The organism is Bradyrhizobium liaoningense (assembly GCF_018130955.1).
Classification (GTDB): Bacteria; Pseudomonadota; Alphaproteobacteria; order Rhizobiales; family Xanthobacteraceae; genus Bradyrhizobium; species Bradyrhizobium liaoningense_C.
Genome location: NZ_JAFCJM010000018.1, coordinates 20406 through 33166, shown reverse-complemented (window position 1 = coordinate 33166; position 12761 = coordinate 20406). Strand labels below are relative to the sequence as shown.

11 protein-coding genes are annotated in these 12761 nt (G+C 64.7%); 7 read left to right on the top strand and 4 right to left on the bottom strand.

The features are described 5' to 3' along the window. The first annotated feature begins 64 nt into the window (after positions 1 to 64). The 3 genes from JQ632_RS17250 (at position 65) to JQ632_RS17240 (ending at position 2602) form a co-directional block, all read left to right on the top strand. The gene (locus JQ632_RS17250; protein ID WP_212403762.1) at positions 65 to 664 is read left to right on the top strand and encodes a CoA-binding protein; all 600 of its coding nucleotides are present in this window, start codon (positions 65 to 67) and stop codon (positions 662 to 664) included. A 153-nt stretch (positions 665 to 817) separates the two neighbouring features. After that, a complete protein-coding gene (locus tag JQ632_RS17245; RefSeq protein ID WP_212403761.1) occupies positions 818 to 2098 on the top strand; it encodes an O-acetylhomoserine aminocarboxypropyltransferase in 1281 nt (426 codons plus the stop codon). 162 nt (positions 2099 to 2260) lie between these two features. Further along, positions 2261 to 2602 (top strand): hypothetical protein, encoded by a 342-nt coding sequence (locus tag JQ632_RS17240; protein ID WP_212403760.1) that lies wholly within the window; start codon positions 2261 to 2263, stop codon positions 2600 to 2602. Here JQ632_RS17240 and JQ632_RS17235 read toward each other — a convergent pair. Continuing rightward, positions 2567 to 3658, bottom strand: coding sequence for a COX15/CtaA family protein (locus JQ632_RS17235; protein ID WP_212403759.1), 1092 nt, complete (start codon positions 3656 to 3658; stop codon positions 2567 to 2569). The two genes, JQ632_RS17240 and JQ632_RS17235, sit on opposite strands and share 36 nt — an antisense overlap. Positions 3659 to 3782: 124 nt before the next feature. On the opposite strand from JQ632_RS17235, the gene JQ632_RS17230 reads away from it, so the two are divergent. Beyond that, positions 3783 to 3992 carry a DUF2842 domain-containing protein gene (locus JQ632_RS17230; RefSeq protein WP_212403758.1) on the top strand — a complete coding sequence of 70 codons (210 nt, stop codon included), beginning with the start codon at positions 3783 to 3785 and terminating at the stop codon, positions 3990 to 3992. On the opposite strand, the gene JQ632_RS17225 is transcribed toward JQ632_RS17230, so the two are convergent. Beyond that, positions 3993 to 5045: a polysaccharide deacetylase family protein gene (locus JQ632_RS17225; protein WP_212403757.1), complete on the bottom strand. Its 1053-nt coding sequence runs from the start codon at positions 5043 to 5045 to the stop codon at positions 3993 to 3995. A gap of 130 nt (positions 5046 to 5175) precedes the next feature. Here JQ632_RS17225 and JQ632_RS17220 point away from each other — a divergent pair, with 130 nt between their 5' ends. Continuing rightward, a complete protein-coding gene (locus JQ632_RS17220) occupies positions 5176 to 6363 on the top strand; it encodes a GNAT family N-acetyltransferase (protein ID WP_212403756.1) in 1188 nt (395 codons plus the stop codon). Positions 6364 to 6540: 177 nt separating this feature from the next. On the opposite strand, the gene JQ632_RS17215 is transcribed toward JQ632_RS17220, so the two are convergent. Together JQ632_RS17215 and JQ632_RS17210 are read right to left on the bottom strand one after the other, a co-directional pair. Next, complete coding sequence (locus JQ632_RS17215) at positions 6541 to 6987, bottom strand: helix-turn-helix domain-containing protein (protein ID WP_312015620.1); 447 nt, start codon at positions 6985 to 6987, stop codon at positions 6541 to 6543. Positions 6988 to 7241: 254 nt separating this feature from the next. Further along, positions 7242 to 9581, bottom strand: coding sequence for an exopolysaccharide transport family protein (locus tag JQ632_RS17210; RefSeq protein ID WP_212403754.1), 2340 nt, complete (start codon positions 9579 to 9581; stop codon positions 7242 to 7244). 199 nt (positions 9582 to 9780) lie between these two features. Here JQ632_RS17210 and JQ632_RS17205 point away from each other — a divergent pair, with 199 nt between their 5' ends. Next, the gene (locus tag JQ632_RS17205; RefSeq protein ID WP_212403753.1) at positions 9781 to 10914 is read left to right on the top strand and encodes a glycosyltransferase family 4 protein; all 1134 of its coding nucleotides are present in this window, start codon (positions 9781 to 9783) and stop codon (positions 10912 to 10914) included. A gap of 144 nt (positions 10915 to 11058) precedes the next feature. Next, the gene (locus JQ632_RS17200) at positions 11059 to 12609 is read left to right on the top strand and encodes an undecaprenyl-phosphate glucose phosphotransferase (protein WP_212403752.1); all 1551 of its coding nucleotides are present in this window, start codon (positions 11059 to 11061) and stop codon (positions 12607 to 12609) included. Positions 12610 to 12761: the final 152 nt, after the last annotated feature.

The following is a 12761-nucleotide window of genomic DNA, read 5'->3' as shown; positions in this document are numbered from 1 at the left end:
CCGAGGAAATAGACTGGATTGCTTCGTCGCTTCGCTCCTCGCAATGACAAGGAAACGACAGCGAATGAACCACGACGCCTATCCCGACAATTACATCCGCGGCATCCTCAACAGCGTGAAGTCGATCGCGATGGTCGGCGCCTCGCCAGTGAATGTGCGCCCGAGCTACTTCGCGTTCAAATATCTGGCGCAGCGCGGCTACGACATGATCCCGGTCAATCCCGGCCATGTCGGCAAGGAACTGCTCGGAAAACCCTTCGTCGCTTCGCTGCGCGATCTCGGCCGCCCCGTCGACATGATCGACATCTTCCGCAACTCCAGCCACATCATACCCGTGGTTGAGGAAGCGCTGACGCTCTATCCGCTGCCGAAGGTGATCTGGATGCAATTGGGGGCGCGCGACGACGCCGCTGCCGAGAAGGCCGAGGCCGCCGGCATCAAGGTCGTGATGAACCGGTGCCCAAAAATCGAATATGGCCGGCTGTCGTCGGAAATATCCTGGATGGGCGTCAATTCGCGCACGATCTCCGCCAAGCGTCCGCCGGCGCCGACGCAGGGCATGCGACTGTCTCTCAATCGCATGAGCATGGGCGGCGGCGAGACCGCAGCGTCCGACCGCGCCGCCAAGATTACGACCGATAAGAACAAGACCGAACAGAGCTGACGCAATCGCGAGAGATTCATTTCCCGAACGCGACATAGCGAAGCACGGCCGTTTCGAACAAAGTCTTGCCGGCCGCGATGCCTTGACGGCGGACGCCGCCGCGATCAGCATGCCGCGCGATTTTCGAAAGACACAAGAACAGGACGAGAGATTATGAGCGATCGCCTTCCGGGATTTTCGACCCTCGCCGTGCATGCCGGTGCACAGCCCGATCCGACTACCGGTGCGCGCGCGACCCCGATTTATCAAACAACCTCTTTCGTCTTCAACGATGCCGACCATGCGGCCTCGCTGTTCGGCTTGCAGTCCTTCGGCAACATCTATACCCGCATCGGCAACCCCACGAATGCCGTGCTGGAAGAGCGCGTCGCGGCGCTCGAGGGCGGCACCGCCGCGCTCGCGGTCGCCTCGGGTCACGCCGCGCAGGTCGTGGTGATGCAGCAACTCCTGCAGCCCGGCGACGAATTCATCGCGGCGCGAAAGCTCTATGGCGGCTCGATCAACCAGTTTTCGCACTCCTTCAAGAGCTTTGGCTGGAACGTGGTGTGGGCCGATCCAGATGACATCGCCAGCTTCGAGCGCGCGGTCACGCCGCGCACCAAGGCGATCTTCATCGAATCCATCGCCAATCCCGGCGGCAGCATCACCGACATCGAGGCGGTCTCGACGGTCGCCCGCAAGGCCGGCGTACCGCTGATCGTCGACAACACGCTGGCCTCGCCCTATCTGATCCGCCCGATCGATCACGGTGCCGACATCGTCGTGCACTCGCTGACGAAATTTCTCGGCGGCCACGGCAATTCGATCGGCGGCGTCATCGTCGATGCCGGCACCTTCGACTGGTCGAAGGACAATAGATATCCGATGCTGTCCGAGCCGCGCCCGGAATATCACGGCATCAAGCTGCACGAGACCTTCGGCAATTTCGCCTTCGCGATCGCCTGCCGCGTGCTCGGCCTGCGCGACCTCGGGCCGGCGTTGTCGCCCTTCAACGCCTTCCTCATCCTCACCGGCATCGAGACGCTGCCGCTGCGCATGCAGAGGCATTGCGACAACGCCAAGGCCATCGCGGAATTCCTCTCCGGCCATCCGGCGGTCTCATCGGTGAGCTATGCGGGCCTTTCGAGCGACAAGTACAATCAGCTCGCGCGCAAATATTCGCCGAAGGGCGCGGGCGCCGTTTTCACCTTCAGCCTGAAGGGCGGCTATGACGCCGGCGTCAGCCTAGTATCGAACCTGAAACTGTTCTCGCACCTCGCCAATGTCGGCGATACCCGCTCGTTGGTGATCCACCCGGCCTCGACCACGCACAGCCAGCTCGACGATGCCGCCAAGGTCAAGTCGGGCGCCGGTCCGGACGTGGTCCGGCTCTCGATCGGCATCGAGGACAAGGAAGACCTGATCGCGGATCTCGAGCAGGCGCTGAGCGCGTAAGTCTGCTTCGTCATTCCGGGGCGCGCGCAAGCGCGAACCCGGAATCTCGAGATTCCGGGTTCGGTGCTTCGCACCGCCCCGGAATGACAGAGCGGTTAACAGTCATTAACCGCCCCAGGCATAGATTGGCTCCGGATCACGACCTCTGATTCGGAGCCAACAATGCTGCGCTGGATGACGCCTGCCCTTGCGGCGATGTTGACGGTCTCGGGCGCGCTCGCGGCCGACATGCCGGCGGTGCCGAAGAAGCGCTATGCCGCGCCGCCTCCGCCGCGCGAGATCGTCACCGAGGTCGAGGCGGATTCCCTGATCTCGCCGGCCTATGGCGTCGGCAGCTACATCCGCAATCTGCCGGGCACGCCGCTGCTGCCGGGCTCCGCGGCCCTGCCGGGCTATTATGGCCGCGCCTGGAGCTACGACTACCAGGGCGCCTATTATGGCGGCCCGCAGGTCGACTACTTCTGGCGGTTACCTTACGCCTGCGGCGTCTACGGCTATTGCTGAAGCCAGAGCGTTTTCCGCAGGCTTGCGCGATGCCATGCGCTCGACCTGCACCACCGCCAGCGTCAGCACGACGATCGCGACCGCCTGATGCGCGAGCGCAAGTCCGATCGGCACCTCGTTGAGCAGCGTGAGAATGCCGAGCACCGCCTGTAGGCTGACTGCCGCAACCAGCCAGATCGCCCCGCTCGCGGCCCGACCGGCGCGCGCGCCGATGGCATCGAACGCGTGGAATACGGCGAGCGCGAACAGCAGATAGGCCGTCATGCGGTGCTCGAACTGCACCGTGAGCACATTGTCGAACAGATTGCGCCACCACGGCGTCTCGAACCACAGCCGCTCCGCGGAGGGGATGAAGGCGCCGTCGATGTCGGGCCAGGTGTTGTAGACGCGCCCTGCCCTCAGGCCCGCGACCAGCGCGCCGAGATAGAGCTGAACGAAAGTCACGACCAGAATGACCGCGCTCGTCGCCTTCAGCCGCGCTGATGCAACGACTTGCGGCTGCGCGCCAAGACGCCGCACCGTCCAGACTATGCCAGCGTAGATCAGGAGCGCGAGCGACAGATGCGTCGCCAGCCGATACTGCGACACTTCCACGCGCTCGGCGAGGCCCGAGGCCACCATCCACCAGCCGACAGCACCCTGGAGCGCGCCGAGGCCGAACAGCAGCCACAGCCGCCGCTTCAGATCGCCCGACAGGCCGCCGCGCCACAGGAAGAACAGGAACGGCAGCAGGTAGGCGACGCCGATGAAGCGCCCGAGCAGCCGATGGCTCCACTCCCACCAGAAGATGGTCTTGAACTCATGCAGGCTCATGCCGGCATTGAGCTCGCGATATTGCGGGATCTTCTTGTAGGCCTCCAACGCCTCGCTCCACTGCGCTTCGCTCAGCGGCGGCACGCTGCCCGTGACCGGCTTCCATTCCACGATCGACAGCCCGGACTCGGTGAGGCGCGTCGCGCCGCCGACCAGCACCATCAGGGCGATCAGCGCGGCCACCGACACGAGCCACCACCGCACCGCGCGGTGCCGGTCCTTTTGGAGCGGAATCGTCGTCATTTCGGGCCAAATACCAAGACTTGAACCAATCGGGCTTGAGCCGACAAGGCTTGAACCAGACTGCGCGCTCCTTATAGTCCGCAACTCCCCCAGCGCAAGTTGCGCCAGCCACAACACATTCGTCATGACAATCCGCACCCGCAAGTTCCTCGGTGCTATTGCACTCCTGGTGTTGGCCACCGTATGGGCGCTGGTCGGCATGGTCCTGGCCCAAAATGCCTGGATCGCAAGCTCCGGCTGGCGGCAGGCGATCTACTACGTCGTGGTCGGCATGGGCTGGGTGCTGCCGGCGATGCCGATCGTGAGCTGGATGCAACGGCCCAATCGGGCCTGATCAGCTGGGCGCGCCGGGCGTCGGCCTCACCGGCGCGAAGGCCGCGCCTGACAACAGCACCCGCATCATCCGCAGCGAACGCCGCCTTCCGTCCCAGGAGATCCGCGGCAGCGCGCGCAGATTGGTGCGTCCCTCGACATCCACGATCCCCGGGATCGTCGACACGGCGCTGGCAAAGCCCGCCTCCTCGGCCATCACGACATGCGTCCTGCGAAAGGAGTCGCGGTCGCCGAACGGAAATGCCAGATGCCTGATCTCGCGGTGGAAGGCGGATTCGGCCACCGCCTTGCCCATCGCCATTTCGCGCGAGGCGATGCCGTCCTTCATATTGGCGAGCGCTGCATAGTTCACGGTCGCGCTCCCGATCGTGACGAGCGGATCCGCAGCGAGCCGCGCCAGATCGTTCCAGTTCATCGACGCCTCGCGTGACAGGCTGGCGAGATCGACGCGGTAGCGCTTGCAGAGATCGTTGATCGCGGCCGACAGCGCCTGCGGCGGCAGCGTCCTCAGCCAGTTCTCGATGAAGTCGAAGAGCTGCTGCTTCTCGGCGTGGCCGGTCACCACGAAGCGCTGCTCCCTGTCGTCCATCATCAGGCTGATGCGGCTTTCGCTGTCGATCACCTTCTCGAGCCCCAGCCACCAGGCCTCGCCGACGCCGTCCGGGAATGCGGTCGGAACGTAGACGGTGAACGGCACGCCGTGCCGCGACAGCACCGGATAGGCAAAGTCGATCAGATCCTTGGTGGCGCCGTCGAAGGTCAGCGCCACGAACCGCCGCCGCTCGGGCAGCGTCACCGCACGCCGGCAAACCTCGTCCAGGCCGACGATGTCGAACTTCCAGCGCTTCAACGCCCGCAGCGTGCGATCGAGGAAGTTTGGCGTGACCTCGTTGGCAATCAGCGGCTGGAACCGCCCGTTCCGCCGCGGTCGCACGCGCTGGAAGCGCAAGATCGCGCCCGCGCCGCCGGCCCTGCGCCCATGCAGCCGGGCCTGGCCGGTGAACCAGGCGACCTCGAGGCGCAGCCGTTCCAGCCATCTGCTGTCGGATTCCAAGATCCACCCTCAAGCGAGCGCCGGCGGCCCGCGTCCCCTCCCGATTGTCCTTACTCTTTGTTGACCTTTCTTTGCAAAGGTCGCCCGAGGCCGAAAACCGAAAATTTTCCTTGTCCGACAGGTTTTGCGAATGACCATGGCTGCGGCGATGCAAAGCCGGACGGCAGACGCCCCAGCGCGGTCGGAAGCGAGCCCTATCGCTGATATCGACATCGTTGCCGATCTCTCCGCAGCCGAACCGGATTGGCGCTTCCTCGAGGAGGCCGGGCATTTCTCCACGCCCTATCAGCGCTTCGACCTCCTCGGCCCCTGGCAGCGGATGGTCGGCGCGCATGAAGGCGCGCATCCGTTCGTCGTGATCGCCCGCGACGCCGACCGCCGGCCGTTGCTCCTCCTGCCGCTGGCCCTGCACCAGAATCACGGCGTCCGCACTGCCTGCTTCATGGGCGGCAAGCACGCGACCTTCAACATGGGGCTGTGGGACGGCGAATTCGCCGCGCAGGCCGGTCCCGCCGATATCGATGCCCTGCTCGCCGCCCTGCGCGCGCGCGGCGACGTCGATGTGCTCGCACTGACGCAGCAGCCGCTCAACTGGCATGACCGGCCGAACCCGCTTGCGGCTCTGCCGCGGCAGAATTCGATCAACGGCTGTCCGCTGCTGACGATGACGCCGGGCGCCGCGCCGGCGACGCGGATCAGCAACTCGTTCCGCAGGCGGTTGAAGAGCAAGGAGAAGAAGCTCCAGGCACTCGCCGGCTACCGCTACCACCTCGCCGCCACGGACGACGACATCACCCGCCTGCTCGACTGGTTCTTCCGCGTCAAGCCTGTCAGGATGGCCGAGCAGAAGCTGCCGAACGTGTTTGCCGAAGCAGGCGTTGAGGTGTTCGTCCGCAGCGCCTGCCTCGCAACGCACGGCGACGGCCGTGTCATCGACATCCACGCGCTCGAATGCGACGAGGAGGTGATCGCGATCTTCGCCGGCGTCGCCGACGGCCACCGCTTCTCGATGATGTTCAACACCTACACGATGTCGGAACATTCACGCTACAGCCCCGGCCTGATCCTGATGCGCAACATCATCGACCGCTACGCCGAGCGCGGCTACCGCACACTCGATCTCGGTATCGGAACGGACGACTACAAGCGGATGTTCTGCAAGAGCGACGAACCGATTTTCGACAGTTTTGTGCCGCTCACTTCGCGCGGCAGGTTAGCTGCAATGGCGATGTCCTCGCTCAATCACGGCAAGCGCCTGGTCAAGCAGAACCAGATGCTGTTCGAGCTCGCGCAAAAGCTGCGCCGGGCGTTCGGGTAGCCTTGCCAAGCACTCAACTGCCCTCCCTTCTCCCCTGTGGGAGAAGGTGGCGCGAAGCGCCGGCTGAGGGGTCTCTATCCACAGCCGCCATGTGAGATGCGCGGATAGAAACCCCTCACCCGTCTCGCCGCTAAGCGGCGAGCCACCCTCTCCCACAAGGGGGAGAGGGTGAAGAAGTCACTCCGCCACGCGCGGGCCGGGCGCGTCCAGCGCCTTCAACTCGTCAGCAGCGGCGACAATTGCGTCCCGGATCTTCAGGAAATACTCCGCGTCAATTCGTGCAGCGAGCCAGTCCAGTTCGCCCCGATAGCCGTGTTCGCCTTCCTTGCGGATGACGCCTTCGTCGATCAGAACCTCAAGGCAGCGGCGTACATTCGAGCGCGGCAGGCCGAGATGTCTGGAAATGTCGGACGCCGATATGGGCGGCGCACCGAAATCGTCGTTGATCCGGGTCGCCAGCGCCACCAGAATCTCTTCAAACACCGCGCCGAGGTGCTTGCGCGCGTAACCGCTGCGCATCGCCATGAAGCACGTCACCGTCAAACGGCTGATGATCGCCGATTGCTTGTGACGTTTCGCGAGTGCATCTGTTTTACTTGATATTTCCGCGGCCAATTTCGCCACCCTTGTTTTTGCTTGCGATCGCGTTCTTAACGGGCGCATGCTCTGGTTGCAAAGGCGAGCTGGGAAGATTCGCGATGTATCGGCGTCTCGCACGGACTCTTGAAAATGAAACAGTCTTCAGGATTGCTGTTGTCTGCCTCGGGTTTCTCCCGGTCGCAGTCGTGCTGGCTGCTCTCTTCGTGAAGTGACCACCGTTCTTTGCCCTGCTCCCGCGCATCGAGCGCGGCCCACAAACTCTGAGAGGTTGAGAGGAGCTAAGCCGCGACGCGCGGGCCGGGCGTCGGCGCATCCGACGGCTGCACCGGCTTCGTCAGCATCACGACCTCGCTGAAACCGACCGCGCCGAGCTGCGTGCTCATCGTCGCGCGGGCATCCGCGGCCATCGAAGCGTCCGGCACCACGACGGCGCGGGCATGCGCCGTCAAGAGTTCGGCCGGGAGGTCCGATGCCGTGCCGGCATCGAGCAGGACATGGTCATAGACCCGCAACAGCGCGTCGACCGCGAGCGCAATGCGCGGCGACTGCAGCAGGTTGCGGTCGAAGCCGGGCCGGCCCGCATTGACGATCTGCACGCGCGACAGCCGGTCCTTGGTGATGATCTCGGTGAACGAGGCCTGTCCCTGCATCAATTCGGCAAGGCCGGGGGCGGACGGATCGGCCGATACTGCCGACATCGTCGGCGTCGAGGCTACGAGATCAACGACGACGACACGCGCGTCGCGGGCAAGGAAGCGGGCCAGCGTCAGAGCCGTCAGCGTGATGCTCTCGCCGGACGCGGTGCCGAGCACGGTGACTTTGCGCCCCGCAGGACCGGCGGCCCGCAACCGCGTGGCGAGACGCTCGACCTCAGTCAGCTCGTTCGGAACCGGATCCGGTGCGATCGCCTGCTCGCGCCGTAGTGGTGCGGGCGCTGGCGCCTGCGCCGGTGCAATCGGCGGCGCGGCGATGACCGGCGCCATGACCGGCTCGATGCGCGCGGGCGCTGCCGGCATCGGGGCGGCCATGGGCGGCGATTCCACCGCAGGAACGGGGGCCGCAGCAGCGGGCGCTGGCGCGACCGCCGCCGGGGCAACGGGCGCCGCCGGACGCGGCGCCGTCATCCGCAGCAGTTCGCCGGTGACCACGATGCCCGAGCTCAGCAGCAACGTCGCTAGCGTGGCGATCAAGACGATCGGCAGCTTCTTCGGATAGGCCGGCGTATTGGACACGGTGGCGCGCGAGATGATGCGGCCCTCCGGCGTCACATCGATCGTCTCGCGCGTATTGGCCTCGCGAAACTTGGCCAGATACGATTCCAGCAGGTCGCGCTGCGCCTTGGCCTCGCGCTCCAGTGCGCGGAGCTGGACGTCCTGACCGTTGGTGGAAGAGGCCTGCTTCTTGAGCTGCTCGAGGCTCGCGGTCAGGCTCTGGACCCGGCCGTCGGCGATGCGGGCATCGCTTTCGAGCGCACGTGATTTCTTGCTGGCCTCGTCACGGATCTGATTGTCGAGATCGGCGAGCTGCGCCTTCAATTCCTTGATGCGGGGATGGTTGCCGAGCAGCGTCGACGATTGCTCGGCGAGTTGCGCCCGCAGCGTGACACGCTGCTCCGAAAGCCGGCGCATCAGCTCCGAATTGAGCACCTCGGACGCCTCGATCGGCTTGCCGCTCTGAAGCATCTCGCGGATCAGCCGCGACTTGGATTCGGTATCGGCCTTCATCGCGCGCGCATTGTTGAGCTGGGTGTTCACCTCGCCCATCTGCTGATTGGACAGCGTGGTGTTGTTGGTGCCGACGAACAGGCTCGACTTGGAGCGGAAATCCTCCACCCGCGACTCGGCGTCGGAGACCTTCTTGCGCAGGGTCTCGATCTCGCCCGAAAGCCACTGGCTTGCCGATTTTGCCTGATCCTGCCGCGCGCTCTGCTGCAGCACGAGATAGCCGTCGGCGATCGAGTTGGCGATGCGCGCCGCCAGATCCGGGTCCCAGGACTGAAATTCGATGACGATCACGCGCGACTTGTCGACGGCATAGGCCGTCAGGCGATCGTAATAGGCTTCCATGACGCGCTCGTCAGGCGTCATGGAGAAGGGATCGCGGCCGATGCCGACCAGCGCCAGCAGCGATCTGAGCGGGGTAACGCCCTGGAGCACCGGATCGAATTCGGGACGCTCCGCGAGCTTGTTCTTCTTGATGATCTCGCGCGCGAGATCGCGCGACAGCACGAGCTGGACCTGACTGGTGACGGCCTCGGGGTCGAGCGCCTGCCGCTCCTCGGTCCGCTCGCCGTTCGGTCGCAGGAAAACGTTCTCGCGCCCGTCAACCAGGATGCGCGCCTCCGACTTGAAGCGCGGCGTAACGAGGTTGACAGCAACCACAGAGAGCGCCAGCGCCAGCACCGTCGGCACGATGATCCAGCTGCGCCGACGCGCCAGCGCACGGCCAAGCAGACGCAGATCGAGATCGCTCGTCTCCGCGAAGGGTCTCTCGGCCAAGGGGGCCTCGGCCGCCGATTTCTCGACCTGTGCCTTCTGCTTTGTCACTTTGGGCGGCTTGAGAACGGCCCGCTTGATCGCCGCTCTCTCTTTCCAGCCACGCCAGAACGCCAGACGCATCGTACACTCCCGCGGACGCCACTCGCCCACCTCAACCGCCGCGATTACACTCCATTAAGGTTGCTGCTGGGTTAATTGCGCGCCGCAAGACCCGTGCGTCGCCTACGCCGCCGTCGAGAACACCGTTTGTTAACCATGAAGGCCCTTAATCCAGATCGATATTTGGATCTGAAATCGCCTCCCGAGCGCTGGTTTGATCATGCCTCCGTCTCCCGACCAGCCGCTGCGCATCCTGCACGCCGTGCGCGCGCCCGTCGGCGGCATCATTCGCCACATCCTGGATCTCGCCAACGGCCAGGTCGATCGCGGACATCATGTCGGCATTCTCGCCGACAGCCTGACCGGCGGCGAGCGCGCGGAGAAGGCGCTCGCCGATCTCGCGCCGCGCCTGAAGCTCGGCGTGCATCGGATGGCGATCCGCCGCGAACCCTCGCCCGACGACGTGCTGGTCTGGATGCGCATGATGTCGCTGATCCGCAAGCTCAGGCCTGACGTCCTGCACGGCCATGGCGCCAAGGCCGGCGCGTTCGCCCGCCTGCGCCGGCGCACAGACAAGACCATCCGCATCTACACTCCGCACGGCGGCTCGCTCCACTACCCGCTCAATACCTTCAAGGGCGAGTTCTACGCGCGGCTGGAGCGCACGCTGATGGACAGCACCGATCTGTTCCTGTTCGAAAGCGCGTTTGCGCGGGACACCTATCAACGCATCGTCGGCACGCCCAAGGGGGTGGTGCATTGCGTGTTCAACGGCGTGACGCCGGAGGAATTCGAGCCGCTGATCATGGCGGACGATGCGACCGATCTCGCCTATGTCGGAGAGTTCCGGCACATCAAGGGCGCCGATCTCCTGGTCGACGCCGTCGCGCGCCTGCATGCCGACGGCAAGAAGGTCACACTGACCCTCGGCGGTGACGGCGAGGAAACCGCCGCGCTGAAGGCACAGGTCGAGAAGCTCGGCCTCGGCAGTTCGATCCGCTTCATCGGCCACGTCAAGGCGCGCTACGGCTTCTCCAAGGGCCGGCTGCTCGTCGTCCCCTCCCGCGGCGACTCGATGCCCTATGTCGTGATCGAGGCCGGTGCCGCCGGGATTCCGATGATCGCCGCACGGGTCGGCGGCATCCCCGAGATCTTTGGCGCCGACAGCGCCGCGCTGTTTGCGCCGAGCAATCCCGACGCCATGGCCGACGCCATCGGCGCCGCACTGGAGAATCCGCAAGTCACCGCGCAACGTGCCACGGCGCTGCGCGAGCGCATATCGGCGCATTTCTCCCAACAGGCCATGGTCGAAGGCGTGCTGGCCGGCTACCGCGACGCGTTTGCCAATCATTAACCGTCCTTTACTACGCTAAGAGTTTCTTCCGATTTGTCCGATAAGCGAAGAGCCGGGGAGTTCCGCCCTGGCGCCTGCGTGCCCATGTGCATGGCAAGCCAGAAAAATGGCCAGGGGGATCGCAGAAAATGGACTGGGAAGGCCGTGGAACCGATCAACGCGCGCTCGATGCTTGAGGACGCAGCCAACGCTGCGACAAGCACGCCGACCGAAAAACCCTTCGTCGAACGGCGCCGCCGGCTGTCACCGGCCGCACTCGACGTCGTCAACCAGAAGGTACTCAGGGCCTATTCGCCGATCCTGATCACCGGCTTCGTGCGGCTGGCCGATTTCGTGCTGCTCAGCATTGTCGGCATCGCGCTTCATCTCATCTATGTGCTGCCCTTGTCGGGCTTCTATTGGGAATATCTCGTCGCGATCTTCGGCATCACCGCGACCGCGATCGTGTGCTTCCAGGCCGCCGACATCTATCAGGTCGAGCTCTTTCGCGGGCAATTGCGGCAGATGACGCGGATGGTCTCGTCCTGGTCCTTCGTCTTCCTGCTGTTCATCGGCGTATCCTTCTTCGCCAAGGTCGGCGGCGAGGTCTCGCGCGTCTGGCTTGCGGCCTATTTCGTCCTGGGTCTCGTCGCGCTGCTCGGCGAACGCCTGGTCCTGCGCAATCTGGTGCGCAACTGGGCACGTGACGGCCGGCTCGACCGCCGCACCATCATCGTCGGCTCCGACCGCAACGGCGAGGAGCTGGTCGAGGCGCTGAACGCGCAGGATGACACCGACATCCACGTGCTCGGCGTGTTCGACGACCGCAGCGACAGCCGCGCGCTCGACACCTGCGCCGGCGCGCCAAAGCTCGGCAAGGTCGACGATATCGTCGAATTCGCCCGCCGCACCCGCGTCGACCTCGTGCTGTTCGCGCTGCCGATCTCGGCCGAGACGCGCATCCTGGAGATGCTGAAGAAGCTCTGGGTGCTGCCGGTCGACATCCGCCTCTCCGCGCACACCAACAAGCTGCGCTTCCGCCCCCGCTCCTATTCCTATCTCGGCGAAGTGCCGACGCTCGACGTGTTCGAGGCGCCGATCACCGACTGGGATCTGGTGATGAAATGGCTGTTCGACCGCATCGTCGGCGGCATTGCGCTGCTCGCCGCATTGCCTGTCATGGCGCTGGTCGCGCTTGCGGTCAGGCTCGACAGCCCGGGACCGGTCCTGTTCCGCCAGAAGCGTTTTGGCTTCAACAACGAGCGCATCGATGTCTACAAGTTCCGCTCGATGTATCACCACCAGGCCGATCCGACGGCATCAAAGGTCGTAACCAAGAACGATCCGCGCGTCACCCGCGTCGGCCGCTTCATCCGCAAGACCAGCCTCGACGAGCTGCCGCAGCTCTTCAACGTCGTGGTCAAGGGCAATCTGTCGCTGGTCGGTCCGCGTCCGCACGCCGTGCAGGGCAAATTCCAGCACCGGCTGTTCGACGAGGCCGTCGACGGCTATTTCGCGCGCCATCGCGTCAAGCCGGGCATCACCGGCTGGGCCCAGATCAACGGCTGGCGCGGCGAGATCGACAACGAAGAGAAGATCCAGAAGCGCGTCGAGTTCGACCTCTATTACATCGAGAACTGGTCGGTGCTGTTCGACCTCTACATCTTCCTCAAGACGCCGTTGTCGCTGCTGACCAAGAACGAAAACGCGTATTGATTTGAGTTGGTCATGCCCCGCCTTGTGCGCACTTGCGCACTGGGGCGGAGCATCCAGTAACCCGCGGCCCCAATCGAATTCTCCGACATCCGCCGCGGAGTACTGGATCGCCCGGTCAACCCGGGCGATGACAGCGGAGCTAGAGTTTGTGT

Bases quoted from the DNA above. Each gene is read 5' to 3' on its own strand.
- JQ632_RS17250 (WP_212403762.1), top strand. From the start codon at position 65: ATGAACCACGACGCCTATCCCGACAATTACATCCGCGGCATCCTCAAC.
- JQ632_RS17245 (WP_212403761.1), top strand. From the start codon at position 818: ATGAGCGATCGCCTTCCGGGATTTTCGACCCTCGCCGTGCATGCCGGT.
- JQ632_RS17240 (WP_212403760.1), top strand. From the start codon at position 2,261: ATGCTGCGCTGGATGACGCCTGCCCTTGCGGCGATGTTGACGGTCTCG.
- JQ632_RS17235 (WP_212403759.1), bottom strand. From the start codon at position 3,658: ATGACGACGATTCCGCTCCAAAAGGACCGGCACCGCGCGGTGCGGTGG.
- JQ632_RS17230 (WP_212403758.1), top strand. From the start codon at position 3,783: ATGACAATCCGCACCCGCAAGTTCCTCGGTGCTATTGCACTCCTGGTG.
- JQ632_RS17220 (WP_212403756.1), top strand. From the start codon at position 5,176: ATGACCATGGCTGCGGCGATGCAAAGCCGGACGGCAGACGCCCCAGCG.
- JQ632_RS17210 (WP_212403754.1), bottom strand. From the start codon at position 9,581: ATGCGTCTGGCGTTCTGGCGTGGCTGGAAAGAGAGAGCGGCGATCAAG.
- JQ632_RS17205 (WP_212403753.1), top strand. From the start codon at position 9,781: ATGCCTCCGTCTCCCGACCAGCCGCTGCGCATCCTGCACGCCGTGCGC.